We start from the raw sequence: 18,653 nt of genomic DNA, 5'->3' as shown, positions 1-18,653 counted from the left end.
GCTGCGGCGAGACCCGCTACCGCCCACCGCGGTGACCGACCCGGGGCGAACTCGCGGATCGAGACCATTCCGTGACGGTGTCGTAGCCTTCGGCAAACCGTGTCGCGAGGGGTGGACGGCATTCGGCTCCGTAGTGTTCACGATATGTCCGCCCGTGCCCTGAGCAGTGCGCTGGTGGGGCTGACATGTGCTGTGACCGTGAGCCTTTCGATACCGCCGACGGCCGGTGCAGCGAACCCGGCTTGGAACGGACGCTACGAGATCGTCACCTACGCCTCGGACAAGATGGGCACCAGCATCGCCGCCATTCAACCCGAACCCGACTTCAGCGCGCAGTACGTCCTGGCGACCGACTGCTCGACGGGACTGTGCGTCGCAACCGTCGTGTCGGGCCCCGCGCCAAGCAATCCCACAATCCCGCAACCGGTCCGATACACGTGGGACGGGGCACGATGGCAGTACGCCTACAACTGGCAGTGGGAGTGTTTCCGCGGTGACGGGGTTCCCAGCGAGTACGCACCGGCCCGGTCGCGTGTGTTCTACGCCCCCGACATCGACGGACAGCTGTTCGGGACCTGGCAGACCGAAATCTTGGGCGGGGCATGCCGCGGGACGGTCGTGATGCCGGTCGCCGCGCGTCCCGTCAGTTCGCCCGGTATCCCCGTCGGCGTGGCGCTTTAAGCGCTGCCGCGTTCGGCCAGTGCCCGCAGGAAGAACATCAGATTGGCGGGCCGCTCCGCGAGCCTGCGCACGAAGTACCCGTACCACTGGCTGCCGAACGGCACGTACACCCGCACATGGTTGCCCGCATCGGCCAACCTGCGCTGCTCGGCATCGCGGATACCGTACAGCATCTGGTATTCGAAATCGTCTCGGCCGCGGTTGCTCTCGGCGGCCAGCGCGGGTACGGCCGCGACGACGGCCGGATCGTGCGAGGCCACCATCGGGTAAGTGTTCCCCGCCATCAGGACCCGAAGACAGCGCAGGTACGAGTCGGTGACGTCGTCGCGGTCCCGGTACGCCACTGACGCCGGTTCGTGGTAAGCGCCTTTGCACAGGCGGATTCGCGCAGCGCCCGATGCCGCGAACTCCCGGCAGTCGGCGTGCGTGCGCTTGAGATGTGCCTGCAAAACCGTTCCGAGCCAGCTGAACTCGGTGCGCAGATCGCGCACGATCGACAGAGTCGAATCGGTGGTGGTGTGGTCCTCGGCGTCCACCGTCACCCACACCCCGATGCGCTGCGCCCGTTCACAGATGGTGTGGGCGTTCTCGAGTGCGATCTTCTCACCGTCGCGGGCCAACGCCTGCCCCAGCGCCGACAACTTCAGCGAGACCTCCAGCGGTCGCACGACGGCCGGTTCCTCGTCGCGCCGCGCGAGTCCGTCGAGCAGCGTCAGATACGCCTGCACGTTCTCGGTCGCGGTGTCGGCATCGGTCACGTCCTCACCGAGGTGGTCGATCGACACGAGGCGACCCGAGTCACGCAGCCGCACAACCGAATCGAGCGCATCGTCCACGCTCTCGCCCGGTACGAACCGGTGGACGACATCCCGTGTCAGCGCAAACCGCTCGGCGGTTCTTCGCAGACCGTCCCTTCGGCCGGCGGCCATGATCGCCGGTCGCGCGACGCGTGCGAAGACCTCCATCACTGCGCCATGTGCGGATAGTTGTGGTCCGTCGGAGGCACCAGGGTTTCCTTGATCGACCGCGCCGACGTCCAGCGCAACAGGTTCAGCGCGGACCCGGCCTTGTCGTTGGTACCCGACGCCCGCGACCCGCCGAAGGGCTGCTGCCCGACCACGGCGCCGGTCGGCTTGTCGTTGATGTAGAAGTTGCCCGCGGCGTGGCGCAGTCGCCGTTGGGCCTGCAGCACCGCCGAGCGGTCGTCGGCGATGACCGCACCGGTCAACGCGTACGTCGCGCCGGTGTCGACGACGTCGAGGATGCGGTCGTATTCGTCGTCCGGGTAGACGTGAACCGCGAGGATCGGCCCGAAATACTCGGTGCGGAAGGACTCGTCGGTCGGGTCGTCGGACAGCAGCACGGTCGGGCGGACGAAATAACCTTCCGTGTCGTCGTATTCACCACCAACGGCGATGGTCACGTGCGCGGTCTTGGCTCTCTCGATCGCCTTGACGTTCTTGGCAAACGCCCGGTCGTCGATCAGCGCACCACCGAAGTTGCTCAGGTCGGTGACGTCTCCGTAGCGCAATTCCGCTGTCGCCGAGAGAAAATCGTCACCCATCTGCTGCCACACCGAACGCGCGATGAACGCCCGCGAGGCCGCCGAGCACTTCTGGCCCTGATAGTCGAACGCGCCGCGGATCAGCGCGGTGCACAGCACGTCCGGTTGCGCGCTTCCGTGGGCGACGACGAAGTCCTTGCCGCCGGTCTCGCCGACCAGGCGCGGGTAGCCGTGGTAGCGGTCGATGTTGTTGCCCACCTCGCGCCACAGACGCTGGAACGTCGTGGTCGACCCGGTGAAGTGGATGCCCGCCAGCCGCGGATCCGACAACGCCACCTCCGAAACCGCCACGCCGTCCCCGGTGAGCAGGTTGATGACGCCGGGTGGCAGACCGGCCAGCTCCAGCAGTTGCATCGTGAGATAGGCCGCGAAGGTCTGGGTGGGCGACGGCTTCCAGATCACCGTGTTGCCCATCAGCGCAGGCGCGGTGGGCAGGTTGCCGGCGATCGCGGTGAAGTTGAACGGCGTGATCGCGTAGATGAACCCGTCGAGGGGCCGGTAGTCGGTGCGGTTCCAGACTCCGCGCACGCTGATCGGTTGTTGCGCATGGATCTTTCGCGCAAACGAGACGTTGAACCGCCAGAAGTCGATGAGCTCGCAGGCCGCGTCGATCTCGGCCTGATACGCCGACTTGGACTGCCCGAGCATGGTGGCCGCGCAGAGCTTTTCGCGCCACGGGCCGGCGAGGAGGTCGGCCGCCCGCAGGAATACCGCGGCCCGCTCGTCAAACGGAGTGGCCTCCCACTCCGTTTTGGCGGCCACCGCGGCCTCGATCGCGGCGACGGCGTCGGCGTGGGTGGCATTGGTGAGGGTGCCCAGCCGCCGCGAGTGACGGTGCGGCTGCACGACGTCGATGCGGTCGCCGTCGCCCATCCGGTGCCGGCCGCCGATGACATGTGGCAGGTCGACGGGGTGAGCGGCGACGGTGCTCAGTGCCTCGAGGAGCCGGGTGCGCTCCCCCGAGCCGGGCGCATAGTCGTGGACCGGTTCGTTGGCCGGAAGAGGCACGTCGGTGATGGCATCCATGACGAAATGATGCTCGGCCACGACACGTGATCCGATGGACGATCCCACAATGCTGCCGGCCACCTATAGTCGGATCAGACAAAGGGGCATGCGATGGAGGCTGGGACGACCGGGCTCGGGCTCGGGCGACTGCTGCTGGCGCTGGACCGGACGATGGTGAGGCTGGTCGAAGCGCCGCGCGGCCTGGACATGCCGGTCGCCTCGGTCGCCCTGGTCGACGCCGACGACGTTCGGCTGGGCCTGGCCGTCGGGCCCGGTTCGGCCGACCTGTTCTTCCTGCTCAGCGTCGATGACACCGAGGCGGTGCGCTGGCTCGAGCGGCAGTTCGCGGGGACCGGCCGGGCACCGGCGGCCATGTTCGTCAAACACCCGTCCCCGGCCGCCGTCGAGCGCGCGGTCGCACTGGGCACCGCGGTGGTGGCCGTCGAACCGCAGGCGCGTTGGGAGTCGCTGTACAAGTTGGTGAATCACGCCTTCGATCACCACCGCGACCACGGCGACCCGCATCACGATCCGGGCACCGACCTGTTCGGGCTCGCCCAGTCGATCGCCGACCGCACCCGCGGCATGATCAGCATCGAGGACGAGGACTCCCACGTGCTGGCCTACTCGGCCTCCAGCGTCGAGGCCGATGAACTGCGCCGGTTGACCATTCTCGGGCGCGCCGGCCCGCCCGAGCACCTGGCGTGGATCGCGCAGTGGGGGATCTTCGACGCCCTGCGTTCGGGCACCGATGTCGTGCGCGTCGCGGAACGTCCGGAGCTCGGTCTGCGGCCACGCATTGCGGTCGGCATCCATCTTCCCGACCGGTTCGCGGGAACCATTTGGCTGCAACAAGGTTCGGCCCCCCTGGCCGACGATGTCGAGGACGTGTTGCGGGGCGGCGCGGTGTTGGCGGCCAGGATCATGACGCGGCTGTTGGCCTCGCCGTCCCCACACACCAGGCAGGTGCAGGACCTGCTCGGCCTCTCGGGTGAGGCCGCGGATGTCGCCACGATCGCACGCGAACTCGGAATCCAGGCCGACGGTCGTGCCGCACTCGTCGGGTTCGTGGATCCCGCCGGAACCACACCGGCGAACGTGATCGCACTGAGCGCCAGCGCCTTTCGGCCCGATGCGCAGGTCGCGTCGAGCAGTGGACGAGTCTATGTACTGCTGCCGAAGATCGGTGCGCCGTCATCGGTGATGTCCTGGGTGCGCGGTGTCGTCGCGACGCTCGATCGCGAGCTGGGGCTGTCGCTGCGGGCAGTCGTCGCCGCCCCGCTCGCCGGGCTGACGGCCGCGGCGAACGCGCGAGCCGAGGTGGACCGGGTCTTCGACAGTGCACAGCGTCATCCCGGGGCGATCGGGCACGTCGCGTCGCTCGACGACGCGCGCACCACTGTGCTCCTCGACGAGATCGTGTCCCGGGTCGGTCAACGCCTCGTCGACCCCCGGATACGTCAACTGCGCGAACAGGATCCGGTGCTGGCCGAAACGCTCGGGGCCTACCTCGACGGATTCGGCGACATCACCGCGGTCGCCCAGCGGTTGCACGTGCATCCGAACACGGTGCGCTACCGCATCCGTCGCATCGAGAAGCTGTTGTCGACGTCGCTGAACGATCCCGACGACCGGCTGGTGCTCGCACTCGGCCTACGAGCGACGGAGGCTTAGGCCGTAAGGCGCTGTGCGGCAGCGGAAATACGCTCGTCGGTCGCGGTCAGCGCGATCCGCACGTGTTTGGTGCCGCGGGCGCCGTAGAACTCGCCGGGAGCGACGAGGATGCCGCGCTGTGCCAGCCAGGCGGCGGTGTCACGGCACGGCTCACCGCGTGTCGCCCACAGATACAACCCCGCCTCGGAGTCCTCGACGGTCAACCCGGCCGAACGCACAGCGGGAAGCAGGATTTCGCGCCGCCTGGCGTATCGGGCGCGCTGTTCGCGTTCGTGCTCGTCGTCGTCGAGCGCGGCGACCATCGCGCCCTGCACCGGCGTCGGCACCATCATTCCGGCGTGCTTGCGAACGGCCAGCAGCTCCGAGACGACGCTCGGGTCTCCGGCGACGAAGCCGGCCCGGTATCCGGCCAGCGACGACGTCTTCGACAGCGAATGTACGGCCAGCAGCCCGGTGTGGTCCCCGTCGCAGACCGACGGATGCAGCACCGACACCGGTTGGGCGTCCCAGCCCAGCCCGAGGTAGCACTCGTCGGAGGCCACCAGCACCCCGCGTTCCCGCGCCCAGCCGACCACCTTGCGCAGATGGTCGACGCCGAGCACCTTGCCCGTCGGGTTGCTCGGCGAGTTCAAATACACCAGGGTCGGGTTCTGCGGACCGAGCTGTGTCAGGGAATCGGCCCGCACGATCCGCGCGCCCGCCAGCCGCGCACCGACGTCGTACGTGGGATACGCCAACTCGGGCGCGACCACAGCGTCGTCGGGACCCAGCCCCAACAAGGTCGGGAGCCAGGCGATGAGCTCCTTGGTTCCGATCACCGGCAGCACGGCGTCGGGCGAAAGCTCCGTGATGCCGTAGCGCCGCGCCAGCGCGTTCACGGCGGCTTCGCGCAGCACGGCCGTGCCTGCCGTGGTCGGGTAGCCGGGCGAGGCGCTGGCCGCCGCGAGCGCTTCGCGGATGATCGGTGCCACCGGGTCCACCGGGGTGCCCACCGACAGGTCCACGATGCCGTCCGGGTGTGCGCGCGCCAGCGCGGTCACCTCGGCCAGCGTGTCCCAGGGAAATGCCGGCAGCGACGCGCTACGGGGCTGACGCGCCGCTCGGCTGCGCTGCGCGGGCGGCTGCACACTGCGCGCTGCGTGAGCCGTTGTCAGTCCTCACCTTGCGGCGGCATGCTCTTGACCGGTTCCGGGTCGTTGTCGGTCTGACCCACCTTCGACGCGCCACCGGGCGAACCCAGCTCGTTGAAGAAGTCGGCGTTGATCTGCGTGTAGCTACTCCACTGATCGGGCACGTCGTCTTCGTAGTAGATGGCCTCGACGGGGCACACCGGCTCGCAGGCACCACAGTCCACGCACTCATCCGGGTGGATGTAGAGCATGCGGGCGCCCTCGTAGATGCAGTCGACTGGGCATTCCTCGATACACGCCTTGTCTTTGACGTCGACACAGGGTTCGGCAATGACGTACGTCACCGTGTTCTCCTCAAGGTCTCCTCGATCTCCTGTCCGGTGGGCTGCCGTACGGGGTGGGCATCCAAGCTCAGCCGCAAGTATCCGTGGTCGATACTTGGACGGTCGTCTCAGTGTGCCCTAACTTTCACGCGCAATCCCCGTTAAGGGTTGCGCGTGGTTACTGATACTAAACGTCGCACATACAACTGCCTAGCGGACACCCCTCACTGCCCACCCACCTTTGACGACGGTGCGTGTTTGTTGCCGACACGCCGCCGTTCAGCAGCCTTTTGCGCACGCTCGCTGCGGCTCGGACTTGCTATACCTGCGAGATGGAACGTTGCGTCCCGCCGGCCGACCGGACGGCCGTCCTCCATGTCCGACAACTGACGGCGCAGGAACTCGACGCTGTACGCGCCGCCAAGAGGTTCTTCAAGGAGAGCGCCTGGGACGAATGGCGAACCACGCAGCCGCTCGGCTTCGACGGACCGAACAAGCAGTTCGAGGTCGGTCCCGATTTCGCGACCGACCTGGTTTCGGTGCCGGGCGTGGTCGCCTGGTTCGTGCCCCGCGCCGGACGCTATGCGCGTGCGGCCGTCCTGCACGACTATCTGTGGCGCTTTCCCGAACGCACGGGGTGCGACCGCCGGACCGCCGACTATCGCTTTCGCCTCCAGATGCAGCGTGACGGCGTGAGCCTGCTGAGGCGCTGGATCATCTGGGCGACGGTGCGGCTGTCCGCGATCCTGCAGGGCAAGGGGGGCGCCGGATGGTGGAAGGATGTGCCGGGCGCAGTGCTTCTGGTGTTATTGGTCGCGGCGCCGATCGTCGTCCTGCCCGCTCTCGCGATCCTGGTCTCGACGGTGGTGTTCTGGCTTCTCGAGTCGGCCGTCGCGGTGGTGGTGCCCGACGAGACACCCCCACCGCTGCCGCTCAAGACCTGACGGGTCAGGCCTGCTTGAGCGCCTCGATTTCGAGAGTGATGGTGACCTTGTCGCCGACGACGGCGCCACCGGTCTCGAGGGGCATGTCGATGTCGATGCCGAAGTCTCTGCGATTCAACACAACCGAGGCCTCGAAGCCTGCGACCTCGCCCTGTCCCGCGCCGGGGTTGACGCCGTTGAACTCAACTTCCAGGGTGATCGGTTTGGTGACGCCCTTGAGTGTGAAGTCGCCGTCGACCAGGTAGGTGTCACCGTTGGGCCGCACACCGGTCGAGGTGAAGGTGGCGATCGGATGCTTGGCGGTGTCGAAGAAGTCGCCCGACCTGAGGTGGCCGTCGCGTTGCTCGCTGCGGGTGTTGACGGAGTCGACCTTGATTTCGGCGGTGACCGAGGGGGTGCCGTCCTCGGCGACGGTGATCGCACCATTGAAGTCGTCGAACGTGCCCCGCACCTTGCTCACCATCATGTGACGTACGGAAAACCCGACGGTCGAGTGCGCCGGGTCGATGGCCCAGGTGCCGACGGAAAGGGGGGTCATAACAGCAGTGGTCATATTCATTGCTCCTTCGTTTCGTTTGGCCTACACAAGCAGAAACGGACTACAGTCCGCTTTTATTCCTCGTAGCTTCTTCAGGCCGCGAGCGACCGCCAAATGCCGCGGAAACGCGGCGTGTCGGGGTGCAGCCGCGGTCGCTCGCGCGGGAAATGAGCACACAGACGCGGTCGCTCGCACTTGGAAGAAAGTAGGGCTACGCGGCGAGGGGGGCGTACGTCGTGGAACGCTGGCGTGCCGGGCGGCCGATGCCCTCGGCGATCGAGACGAGTTCCTCGACGGTCTTGTAGGAACCGAACTCCGAACCGGCCATCCGCGAGATCGTCTCCTCCATCAGCGTGCCGCCGAGGTCGTTGGCGCCGCCGGTGAGCATCACCTGGGTGCGCTCGACGCCGAGTTTGACCCAGCTGGTCTGGATGTTGGAGATCCGGCCGTGCAACATGATTCGCGCGAGCGCGTGCACGGCGCGGTTGTCTCTGTGCGTCGGGCCCGGCCGCGCACCGCCCGCCAGGTACAGCGGCGAGCTCTGATGCACGAACGGCAGCGGCACGAACTCCGTGAAACCGCCCGTACGATCCTGGATCTCGCGCAACACCCGTAGGTGGCCGACCCAGTGCCGCGGCTGGTCGACGTGGCCGTACATCATCGTCGAACTGGATCGCAGCCCAACCTCGTGGGCGGTGGTCACCACCTCGATCCACATCGACGTCGGCAGCTTGCCCTTCGTCAGCACCCAACGCACTTCGTCGTCGAGAATCTCGGCCGCCGTGCCCGGGATGCTGCCCAGACCGGCCTCGCGCAACGACGTCAGCCATTCGCGGATCGACAGGCCGCTGCGGGTGACGCCGTTGGCGATCTCCATCGGCGAGAACGCGTGGACGTGCATCGCCGGCACCCGCTTGCGCACCGCGCGCACCAGATCGGCGTATCCGGTGACGGGCAGTTCGGGGTCGATGCCGCCCTGCATGCACACCTCGGTCGCGCCGGCGACGTGCGCCTCCCACGCCCGGTCGGCGACCTCGTCCACCGACAGCGAGTACGCGTCGGCGTCGCCTTTGCGCTGGGCGAAGGCACAGAACCGGCAGCCGGTGTAGCAGATGTTGGTGAAGTTGATGTTGCGGTTGACGACGAACGTGACGTCCTCGCCGACGGCGTCGCGGCGCAACGAATCGGCCAGCGCGGCAACGGCATCCAGAGCGGGACCGTCGGCGCACGCCAGCGCCAGGTACTCGTCGTCCGACAGCCCGGCCGGATCGCGTTCGGCGGCGCGCAACGCCGCGAGCACATCGGTGTCGATGCGTTCGGGCGCCCTGGCCGCGAGTTCGGAGATCTTCTCGCGGATCGATTCCCAGTCGCCAAACGCGCTGTCGAGGTCGCTGCGGGTCTCGGTGAGCCGACCCGCATCATCGATCGCGGAGTGAAGATCGGTGCGGCCCAAGGACTCCGACGCCTCGTCGGGCTCCTGCCAGGGCCGACCGCTCGGGTTGACGTCCCGCGCGAAACCGGTGTCGGGGTCGGCCAGCGCGTCGACGTGGCCCCGCACCCGCGGGTCGATCCACGCCGCACCCGCCTGCACGTACTGCGGCTGCGCGGTGAGCCGCTGCACCAGATCGTATCCGGCGTCGGCGGTCACCTCGGCCAACTCGTCGAGCGCAGGCCACGGACGTTCAGGGTTGACGTGGTCGGGAGTCAGCGGCGAGACACCGCCCCAATCGTCGACCCCGGCGCCGACCAGGGCCAGGCACTCGTTGCGCGACACCAGGTTCGGCGGCGCCTGAACCCGCATCTTGGGCCCCAGCACCAGCCGGGTGACCGCGATGGTCGCCAGGAAGTCCTCGAAGTTCGCATCGGGTGATGAGGCCATTGCGGTGTGGTCCTTGGCGCGGAAGTTCTGCACGATCACTTCCTGAACGTGCCCGAACTCCTTGTGCGACCGGCGAATAGCGTGGATGGTCTCGGCCCGCTCGACAAGCGTCTCCCCGATCCCGACGAGTAGGCCCGTGGTGAACGGGATCGACAACCGGCCCGCGTCGGCCAACGTCCGCAGCCGGACTTCGGGGTCCTTGTCCGGGCTTCCGTAATGAGCGGCACCGCGCGTCTCGTACAGTCGCCGCGACGTGGTCTCGAGCATCATCCCCATCGACGGCGCGACCGGCTTGAGCCGGGACAGCTCCGACCAACTCATCACGCCGGGGTTCAGGTGCGGAAGCAGCCCGGTCTCCTCGAGGACGCGGATCGCCATCGCGCGCACATAGTCCAGCGTCGAGTCGTACCCCCGCTCGTCGAGCCACTGCCGGGCCTCGTCCCACCGCGCCTCGGGACGGTCACCAAGCGTGAACAACGCTTCCTTACAACCCAATTGCGCGCCGCGCCGCGCGACGTCGAGGATCTCGTCGGGCTCCATGTACATGCCCTTGCCCTGCGCACGCAGCCGGCCCGGAACGGTGACGAACGTGCAGTAGTGGCAGGTGTCGCGGCACAGATGCGTGACGGGGATGAACACTTTGCGCGAGTAGCTGACCGGGAGCCTTCCTGAGGGCCCGCGCCGCCCCGCCGCCTCGAGCCCGGCGTCGCGCACCCGTGACGCGCTGGTGCACAGGTCGGCGAGGTCGTCACCGCGGGCGGTCATCGCGATCGCGGCTTCGTCGACGTTGAGTGCCACCCCGTCGCGTGCGCGGCGCAGCACCCGCCGCAGAGCCGCAGGACTGGGCTGATCGGGCTTCGGTGAGATCACCGGGTCGGGCAGATCGGCGCCGCGCTGAGGGTTCAGAGCCACTCCCCTGTAACCCCGCCGCCGAAGAGTTTCATCCCCACGGTCTCACATTCGGAGACCGCATGCGCGTGCCATACGCCTGACATACCGGTCACCCTAGTCCTCGGTTCACGTGCCGCCACAGCACCGCTGCCGGCGGCAGCGTGCCGAGCACGATGAGCAGCAAGGCCGCGTACTGCATGACCCCGGCCCCGCCGAAGATCAGATCGTCTCCCGGCCCACCCAGCGTCATCAGCGCGACCGTCAACAGCCAGGTCCACAGCGGGAGGGCCGCGACCCGCGGCGACGACGTCCAGTGCAGCGCGGCCCACACCAGCGCGGCGTTGACCAGGCCGGCGATCAGCGCGCTGATCGGAAACGGGGTGGACCCCAGGCGGAGCGGAAGGAACATGGCCGAAGCGATGGCGCAGAGCACGCCGTCGACGGCCAGCAACGTCAGAACCGCCACGCTTCGAGGCGTGGTGGCAGAAGTGAGAGAGCTCAGGTCGGGATGCTGTCCAGCATGCCGGTCAGGGAACCGATCACCCACTGCAGGCTGTCGAACCGGTCCTGCCAGTGCTGCAGGTTGGGATCCAGATCTGGGTCCATGTGCCGTCCCTTCGTCGCGCCGCCGACTGCGGGCGAGCTTACTCCCTGCAGGCGCCGCTAAAGAAGGTCCAGTCCGGCGAGTAGGTCGATTTCCCATCCTCGAGCATCGCGTTCACCGGCCGTTCCCGCTGCCAGGATGTAGTGCTCGGCAGCGCCGATCGGCAACGCGATGTTGTTGGACAGCGCAAACGAGCGGCCGTCCGGCGCGACGCTGATTTGCGTGGCGTGCGCGCGCATCGCCGCCACCTTGGCGCTCAACTGCCTGGGATCGTCGATCACCGCGTCGATCTCGTCGTCGGGATAGCCGAACGGCACCTCGTCCGCGGTCACCCGGGTCCACTCCGGGGGCGCGTCGTCGATCCCCGCGAGCCCCTCGGCGATCGCGTCCTTGGACACCACCGCCCAGTAGACCTTCGGCACCCTCCACGGTTCACCCGGAAAGTCCGTACCTTCGGCGGCCGCCACGGCGGCCATCGTCACCTCGTGCGTGTGGATGTGGTCAGGATGGCCGTAACCGCCCTGCGGGTCGTAGGTGACGACGACGTGCGGGCGCAGTTCGCGGATGACCTCGACCAGCGCGCCGACCGACTCGGCGGGATCGGCGTCGATGAACCTCTGATGGTGGCGCCGCGGCGTGCCGGCCATCCCCGAGTCGCGCCAGCGCCCGGCCCCGCCGAGGTACTCCGGTTCGTCGATGCCCAGGGCGTTCAGGGCCGCGGTCAGCTCGCCGATGCGGTACCCGCCGAGCTGATCGGCCTCGTCCACGGCCAGGTGCGCCCACCGCTCGCCGATCACCTCACCCTCCTCGCCGAGCGTGCACGTCACGACGCGCACCTGCGCGCCGCGGGCGACATAGTGGGCGATCGTGGCGCCGGTGGTCAGCGTCTCGTCGTCGGGATGGGCGTGCACGAACAACAGCCGCGCACCGGTGTCAACAGCATCGCGTTCCATTCGCACCAGCTTGCCTGCCGGCTGGCATACATTCACGAGGTGTCCCGGCGCACCGTGGAGTTCGGTTGCGCGATCGTCATCATCGGCCTGCTCGCAGGCGTCGCGGGTGCGGCCACGACGCTGCTGCTGCACGGAGTCGAACACCTCACCTACCACTACTCGTTCGGCACCCTGCTGACCGGTGTCGGCGGAAGCAGTGCGATCCGGCGCGCCGCAGGCCCGATGATCGGCGGGGCGCTGGCCGGTTGCGGGTGGTGGCTGTTGCGGCGGCGCACCGAGATCCCGTCGCTGTCCTCGGCGATCAGCGAGCCTCGGCGACTGCCCCGTCTGCCGTTGTGCATAGACGCCACACTTCAGGTGGTGCTCGTCGGGTCGGGCGCATCGCTGGGTCGCGAGAGTGCGCCGCGCCAGATCGCCGCTGCGCTGTGCGATTTCGGGACGACGCGGCTTGCTCTGACGGCCCGCGATCGCGAGATCCTGCTCTCCTGTGCCGCGGGCGCCGGGTTGGGCGCGGTGTACAGCGTGCCGTTGGGCGGAGCTCTTTTCACCGCGAGCATCCTGCTCAGGACCTGGCATCCGCGCGCGGTCGGCGCGGCGCTGATCACGTCGAGCCTCGCCGTGGCGGTGGCAGCTCCGGTCACCCATCTCGAGCATGCGCTGACGTGGCCCGATTTCGAGTTATCGCCGCTGTTCGCGTCCCTGGCCGTGGCCATCTCGCCGCTGGCCGCCGCTGTCGGCCTGGCGTTCGACCGGGTCATGACCGCCGCCCGTCCGCGGGTCCAGAAGCGCTCATGGGTGCTGATCCCCGCGATCGCCGCGGCCGGCCTGCTGACAGGCGTGTGTTCGATCTGGTGGCCCGAATTGCCGGGCAACGGCACAAGCATCCTCACCGTCAGCGTCAACAGCGGGCTCACCCTCGGAGCGGCCGCCATGATCCTGCTGCTGAAACCACTTCTCACCGCGGTGTTCCTGCGCGCAGGCGCGGTCGGCGGCCTGATCACTCCCGCGTTGGCGACGGGTGCGGCCGCCGGGTCGCTCGTCGCCCTGGCGCTCAATCAGTGGGCGGGCACCGACATCCCCGTCTCAGCCTTGTCGCTGACGTGCGCGGCAGGCGTGCTGGCGATCACCCAGCGGGCGCCGGCGTTCGCGGCGCTGTTCGTATGGGAGCTCGCACATCCTCCGTACTGGCTACTGGGGGTGTTCGCGATCGCGGCGTTCGCGACACACGGCCTGCGCGAGCTGCGCGACAAGCGGCTCGCTGGCTGAGACCGCTACTGCTTGGTCTTCACCCATTCGCCGGCGTCGCCGACGATGCCGACCGGTACCGCACCGGACAGGCTGACGTTCTGGACGCTGGGGCCCGACGCCACGATCGTGGTGTCCTGCAGGATCGGCAGCACCGTCGCCATGTTCCACAGGCGCGGTTCGACGGCCGTGATGACGTCGGCGATGTCTTCGCTGCCGTCGAGCGCGGCGTCGACCTTGGGCTGGATGCTGCGATCGCACATCCCGGTGATGTTGCTCGGCGCCTGGACCAGCTCTTCCGGTTCGGGCTCGGGTGGCGGGCTCGGTGTCGTGGCGGTGGGTGTGGGCCGCGTCGTACTCGGCGTCGGGGTGGCCGCAGCCGTTGTCCTGGGGCCCGGTTGGGCCGTCGCCACCGGTGTCGCCTCCAACGCCCGACAGCCGTAGCGCGACGCGAGCGACGTGGCCAGGTCCCCGCCCGCCTGGTTCCAGCCGACCACCGCGTCGACCCGGTTGTTGGGCAACGCATCCTCGTACAGCGCCACGGGGTCGAGCGCCGACACCGATGCGGCGATACCGACGTTGCGCAGTTGGTCGGCCGCGGTGTTGGCCACGGCCACCGACGTCGGGTCGTTGGCCGCCACCCCGATCACCACCGTCAACGGCTCGCCGTCCTTGGTGATGCGTCCGCGGTCGCCGTCCGGCGGCGGGTTCCCGGGAGTGGGCGGCGCACTGGTCAGAACCGGTTCCAGCTCGTAGCCCGCGTCGGCCAGCAAACCGAGGGCGTCCTCCTTGGCCATCGCGGGCGGTGCCGTGGGGACGTACCCGGGATCCGATGGCGAGCGCACCTGAGCCTGCGCCAACGTCACCGTGTTGTCGTCGCCCGCGCCGACGGCGGCGAGAAGGTCGACGTCGAGCAGTCCCAGGATCGCCTTGCGCACTTGCGAATCCCGCAGCGCGGGCTGCTGGGCCCGCAGACTCAACCGCATGACGCGCGGCGTGACGATCCGCGCCGTGCGCACGTCGGGGATCGCCGAGAGTTGGGCGAACACGGCCGACCCGCCGTGCACCTGGGCGACCTGCGTGTCGCCGTTGCGGATCGAGTCGGCCAGCGCCGCCGAGTCACCGCCCCGCCGGAACAACACCTGATCGGGTTTCGCCGGAGGCCCCCAGTACCGGTCGTTGCGGGCCAGCAGGATCTCGTCGCGCTGGGGGTCGATGTTCTCGACGCGGAACTGACCGCCCGTCACCGGCAGGGCCCTCGCCAGGCCCGCGGCGAATCCGCCCGGCACGTCCTTGACGATGTGGGCTGGGAGGATGTCGTTGAACAGCTCGCGCCACGCCGGATACGGCTGAGAGAACGTCACGACCGCGGTCTTGCCGCCCTCGACCGACTGCACGCCGGTGATCAGGTCGTAGCCCGCCGGGTCGACGACCCCGGGCTGGCTGACCATCTGCTGCCACAGATACCAGTAGTCGTCGGCGGCGATGGGAGCGTTGTCGGTCCACGACGCCTCGGGGCGGATCTTGTAGGTGACGGTGAACGGATCGTGGCTCGTCACCTCTGCCGAGTCCAACAGCGTGCGGTCGAGCTCCCAGCGCGACCCGGTCGGGGTCTTCGGATCGGCGATCGGCCGGAAGGAACTGGGCAGCACCAGCGAGCTGATCGCCGCGTTCACCGGCGACTGATCCGACAGCAGGTGCGGATTGAAACCCGGGCCGATCCAGTCGATCGCCATGATGATCTGCGTCGCCTTCAACGGAGGAGGCGGCGGAGGCTGCAGCGTGTCGGTGCTCTGCGGCGCGGGCGGCGGGCTGACGGTGCAGGCGGCCAGGAGTGTCACCATCGCGGACAACGTGGCGATGACGCGTCGGGGGCCGGGCACGACTGACAGGGTATCGGGCAGCCTGGACCCGCCCGCCCGATCGGCGACCGCCGGTTTCAGCCTCGGGCCTTCGCGCGGGCCTTGGCCCTGGCGCGCAGGCTCGCGTTCAGCTCCACCTTGCGCACGCGCACGACCTCGGGGGTGACCTCGACGCATTCGTCCTCGGCGCAGAACTCCATGGCCTGTTCCAGGGTCAGTTCCAACGGCCGGGCCAGCGTTTCGATGACGTCGGCCGTCGAGCTGCGCATGTTGGTGAGCTTCTTCTCCCGGGTGACGTTGACGTCGAGATCCTCGGCGCGCGGATTGATGCCGACGACCTGACCTTCGTAGGTCTCCTGGCCGGGCTCGACGAAGAACTGGCCGCGGTCGGCGAGCTGGATCATCGCGAACGGCGTGATCTGGCCGCTGCGGTCGGACACCAGCGAACCGCTGTGCCGGGCGCGGATCTCCCCCGCCCACGGCCGGTAGCCGTCGAAGACGGCGTTGGCGATGCCGGTGCCGCGGGTGATGGTCAAGAAGTCGGTGCGGAAACCAATGAGCCCGCGGCTCGGCACGATGAAGTCCATCCGCACCCAACCCGCGGCGTGGTTGGTCATGTCCTCCATGCGGCCCTTGCGCGCGGCCATCAGCTGCGTGATCGCGCCGACGAACTCCTCGGGACAGTCGATGGTCATGGCCTCGTACGGCTCGTGCAGCTTGCCGTCGATGGTGCGGGTGACCACCTGCGGCTTGCCGACGGTCAGCTCGAAACCCTCGCGGCGCATCTGCTCGACGAGCACGGCCAGCGCCAGCTCGCCGCGGCCCTGCACCTCCCATGCGTCGGGCCTGCCGATGTCGACGACCTTGATCGACACGTTGCCGACCAGTTCGGAGTCCAGTCGGTTGCGCACCATCCGCGCGGTGAGCTTGTGGCCCGACACCTTGCCCGCCAGCGGTGAGGTGTTGGTGCCGATGGTGACCGAGATGGCCGGCTCGTCGACGCTGATGCGCGGCAGCGCGTGCGCATGGTCCGGGTCGGCGAGGGTGTCGCCGATCATGATCTCGGGCATGCCGGCGACGGCGACGATGTCACCGGCGATGGCCTCGTCGGTCGGATTGCGTTCGACGCCGACGGTGGCCAGCAGTTCGGTGATCTTGGCGTTCGTGACAACGGGTACTCCGTCGACCTCGCGCATCCAGGCGACCTGCTGGCCCTTGCGCAGCTTGCCGTTGTAGATGCGGATCAGCGCCAGCCGGCCCAGGAACGCCGAGGCGTCGAGGTTGGTGACCAGGGCCTGCAGTGGCGCTTCGGGGTCGCCGCTGGGCGGCGGGATGTGCTCCATGAGGACGTCGAACAGCGGGTCGAGGTTGGCGCCGTCGGGATTCTCGCCGTTGGCGGGCTCGGTGGTGCTGGCGATGCCGGCCCGGCCGGACGCGTACAGCGTCGGCAGACCGAGCGCCTCCTCGGCGGCCTTCTGTGCTTCCACGTCGAGATCGGACGCCACGTCGAGCAGCAGGTCGTGGCTGTCGGATACGACCTCGCTGATGCGGGCGTCGGGGCGGTCGGTCTTGTTCACGACGAGGATGACCGGCAGGTGGGCGGCCAGCGCCTTGCGCAGGACGAAGCGGGTCTGTGGGAGTGGCCCCTCGGACGCGTCGACCAGTAGCAGCACACCGTCGACCATGGACAGCCCGCGTTCGACCTCGCCGCCGAAGTCGGCGTGTCCGGGGGTGTCGATCACGTTGATGACGGTCACGCTGCCGTCGGCGTGGTGGCGGTGCACGGCGGTGTTCTTGGCGAGGATCGTGATGCCCTTTTCCCGCTCCAGGTCGCCGGAGTCCATGATGCGCTCGGTGGCGTCGTCGCCGCGGTGTGTGAGCGCGCCCGACTGACGCAGCATGGCGTCGACCAGGGTCGTCTTCCCATGGTCGACATGTGCCACGATGGCGACGTTCCTAAAATCCACTTCGAGATTGTCGCAGTGCGGTCGGCCGATCACGAAAACGAGAGATGTCCGTCACTTGAAGCCCAGTAAGCTCGCCGACCTCAAGCCGAAGAAGAAGTGCTGCCGCAGCCAACCTCGCTGCAAGCGCTGCCCTGTAGTCGTTCACCAAGTCCGCAGGGCCGAGCGCAATGGCATCCGCGGCAAGGATCTCATGAAGGTCCACAAGCGCGCCCGCCGACGGAAATAGCGTCTACGGATACGACAGCAGCACCATCACCCGGCCATCGGGTGGCGGGACGGGAAAGTCGCTCTCGTCGAAGCCGTAATACTCGCGCTGTGTTTCGGTGATCTCGTCGGTCACCCGGCCGTGCGTGTGGATCTCGCCGTTGCGCACGTCCTTCATCACTCCGACGAAGTCGGGCACCGACAGCGACTCGGCCAGCAGCAGCACTTCCCCGCCGGACGAAAGTTCAACCAGCACACCGGCTCCGGAGAAGTTGTTGCCGCCACGGCCGGCCCCTCGCGGTGCCCAGTAGACCGGCTCACCGGTCACGTCGCCTTCGACCCGCCGGTACTGTCCGACCGCGTCGGCGCTGTCCGCCGCGGTCACCACGGGCAACTTGTCGATGGTGCGCAGCTCATCCCACCACATGTACGCGAGCGGAATCGCGACGATCGCGTACACCATCACGATCAACATGAGGAGCGGCTTCCACGCCATCTCCCAACCGAGCTTTCGCTCCGAAACCCCCTGCCCGGCAGCATGTTCCCCGATCTCGCGCCGGCCGAAGCGGAACACATACCAACTGAGCACTCTCGCCAACGCCATCAGCACCAACACGCTGAGCCCGACGATGCCCGCGACGCGCCAGTAGAAGGTGCTGTCGCCGTGATTGATCGTCATGAGGACCATGACGGCGGGGATGGGCGCGGTGAGAAGAAGCAACAGCGAATACGACGGATGGCTTGTCAGGTACTGGTATTCGACGCGCCACGAGCGGTTTCCACCGAACACGGTGACGTCTCCGACGTCGGCGCGCACCATTGGTGTCCACGATCCCTGCTTCACCCGGGGCTTGACCAGGGTGCGGAAGAAGAAGAACCCACAGACCATCGACACGACCAGCGCACCCCAGAACACGCCCGGAATGGCTTCGCCGGTGCCCGGTACGCCGAACGCACCGCGGATGTCGATGATCTTGGCGATGAAGAAGGTCAGTGGGATGGCGAACAAGAATTCGACGAGCCACATCTGCACGAGTTGCGGAATGCGCGAACCGATCCGGTCAAAGGCGAGCACTCCTCGCCAGAGGAACCGCAGCACGCGCATGAACGGCAAGAATATTGCGAGCACCGCCCGCCGGTCGACCGATCGGAAACCCGGTCCCATTCGGTCGCGGGCCCGCGCTTC

The 18,653-nt window shown here is 68.1% G+C and carries 15 protein-coding genes; 4 read left to right on the top strand and 11 right to left on the bottom strand.

All coding sequences use genetic code 11. The features are described from left to right. The first annotated feature begins 144 nt into the window (after positions 1-144). Positions 145-681 (top strand): Rv2253 family sensor-like surface protein, encoded by a 537-nt coding sequence (locus AU198_RS13440; RefSeq protein ID WP_064348638.1) that lies wholly within the window; start codon positions 145-147, stop codon positions 679-681. Here the strand turns inward: AU198_RS13440 and AU198_RS13435 are convergent. Further along, the gene (locus AU198_RS13435; protein ID WP_064348637.1) at positions 678-1,646 is read right to left on the bottom strand and encodes a proline dehydrogenase family protein; all 969 of its coding nucleotides are present in this window, start codon (positions 1,644-1,646) and stop codon (positions 678-680) included. The two genes, AU198_RS13440 and AU198_RS13435, sit on opposite strands and share 4 nt — an antisense overlap. Further along, positions 1,646-3,271: an L-glutamate gamma-semialdehyde dehydrogenase gene (gene pruA, locus AU198_RS13430; RefSeq protein WP_064348678.1), complete on the bottom strand. Its 1,626-nt coding sequence runs from the start codon at positions 3,269-3,271 to the stop codon at positions 1,646-1,648. The genes AU198_RS13435 and pruA overlap by 1 nt, the downstream gene beginning before the upstream one ends. Positions 3,272-3,364: 93 nt before the next feature. On the opposite strand from pruA, the gene AU198_RS13425 reads away from it, so the two are divergent. Further along, on the top strand, positions 3,365-4,927 hold the full coding sequence (locus tag AU198_RS13425) for a PucR family transcriptional regulator (protein ID WP_064348636.1): 1,563 nt from the start codon (positions 3,365-3,367) through the stop codon (positions 4,925-4,927). On the opposite strand, the gene dapC is transcribed toward AU198_RS13425, so the two are convergent. Continuing rightward, the gene (gene dapC, locus AU198_RS13420) at positions 4,924-6,054 is read right to left on the bottom strand and encodes a succinyldiaminopimelate transaminase (RefSeq protein ID WP_064348635.1); all 1,131 of its coding nucleotides are present in this window, start codon (positions 6,052-6,054) and stop codon (positions 4,924-4,926) included. The genes AU198_RS13425 and dapC overlap by 4 nt on opposite strands. A 23-nt stretch (positions 6,055-6,077) precedes the next feature. Continuing rightward, entirely contained in the window at positions 6,078-6,401 is a 324-nt protein-coding gene (gene fdxA / locus AU198_RS13415) for a ferredoxin (protein WP_064348634.1), read from the bottom strand. A 311-nt stretch (positions 6,402-6,712) separates the two neighbouring features. Here fdxA and AU198_RS13410 point away from each other — a divergent pair, with 311 nt between their 5' ends. Next, positions 6,713-7,324, top strand: a complete 612-nt coding sequence (locus tag AU198_RS13410) for a DUF1353 domain-containing protein (protein WP_064348633.1) — start codon at positions 6,713-6,715, stop codon at positions 7,322-7,324. A 4-nt stretch (positions 7,325-7,328) separates the two neighbouring features. On the opposite strand, the gene AU198_RS13405 is transcribed toward AU198_RS13410, so the two are convergent. The 4 genes from AU198_RS13405 to mshB all read right to left on the bottom strand — a co-directional run bounded on the left by AU198_RS13405 (position 7,329) and on the right by mshB (position 12,189). After that, on the bottom strand, positions 7,329-7,877 hold the full coding sequence (locus AU198_RS13405; RefSeq protein ID WP_064348677.1) for a YceI family protein: 549 nt from the start codon (positions 7,875-7,877) through the stop codon (positions 7,329-7,331). A gap of 196 nt (positions 7,878-8,073) precedes the next feature. Beyond that, positions 8,074-10,623 carry a bifunctional FO biosynthesis protein CofGH gene (locus AU198_RS13400; protein WP_502689291.1) on the bottom strand — a complete coding sequence of 850 codons (2,550 nt, stop codon included), beginning with the start codon at positions 10,621-10,623 and terminating at the stop codon, positions 8,074-8,076. Positions 10,624-10,741: 118 nt separating this feature from the next. After that, a complete protein-coding gene (locus AU198_RS13395; protein ID WP_502689290.1) occupies positions 10,742-11,179 on the bottom strand; it encodes a hypothetical protein in 438 nt (145 codons plus the stop codon). 116 nt (positions 11,180-11,295) lie between these two features. Continuing rightward, the gene (mshB, locus tag AU198_RS13390) at positions 11,296-12,189 is read right to left on the bottom strand and encodes an N-acetyl-1-D-myo-inositol-2-amino-2-deoxy-alpha-D-glucopyranoside deacetylase (protein WP_064348631.1); all 894 of its coding nucleotides are present in this window, start codon (positions 12,187-12,189) and stop codon (positions 11,296-11,298) included. A 39-nt stretch (positions 12,190-12,228) separates the two neighbouring features. On the opposite strand from mshB, the gene AU198_RS13385 reads away from it, so the two are divergent. Then, a complete protein-coding gene (locus AU198_RS13385; protein WP_064348630.1) occupies positions 12,229-13,455 on the top strand; it encodes a chloride channel protein in 1,227 nt (408 codons plus the stop codon). Positions 13,456-13,460: 5 nt separating this feature from the next. On the opposite strand, the gene AU198_RS13380 is transcribed toward AU198_RS13385, so the two are convergent. From AU198_RS13380 to AU198_RS13370, 3 genes are all read right to left on the bottom strand, one after another. Beyond that, entirely contained in the window at positions 13,461-15,278 is a 1,818-nt protein-coding gene (locus AU198_RS13380; RefSeq protein WP_064348675.1) for an ABC transporter family substrate-binding protein, read from the bottom strand. A 95-nt stretch (positions 15,279-15,373) separates the two neighbouring features. Continuing rightward, complete coding sequence (gene typA, locus AU198_RS13375; protein WP_156431594.1) at positions 15,374-17,263, bottom strand: translational GTPase TypA; 1,890 nt, start codon at positions 17,261-17,263, stop codon at positions 15,374-15,376. 229 nt (positions 17,264-17,492) lie between these two features. Beyond that, positions 17,493-18,572, bottom strand: a complete 1,080-nt coding sequence (locus AU198_RS13370; protein ID WP_064348674.1) for a hypothetical protein — start codon at positions 18,570-18,572, stop codon at positions 17,493-17,495. Between the last annotated feature and the right edge of the window lie 81 nt (positions 18,573-18,653).

It is taken from the genome of Mycobacterium sp. GA-1199, assembly GCF_001500045.1.
Taxonomy (GTDB): Bacteria; Actinomycetota; Actinomycetes; order Mycobacteriales; family Mycobacteriaceae; genus Mycobacterium.
The sequence above is the reverse complement of the archived record's forward strand: the minus strand, read 5'-3'. Positions and strand labels throughout refer to the sequence as shown.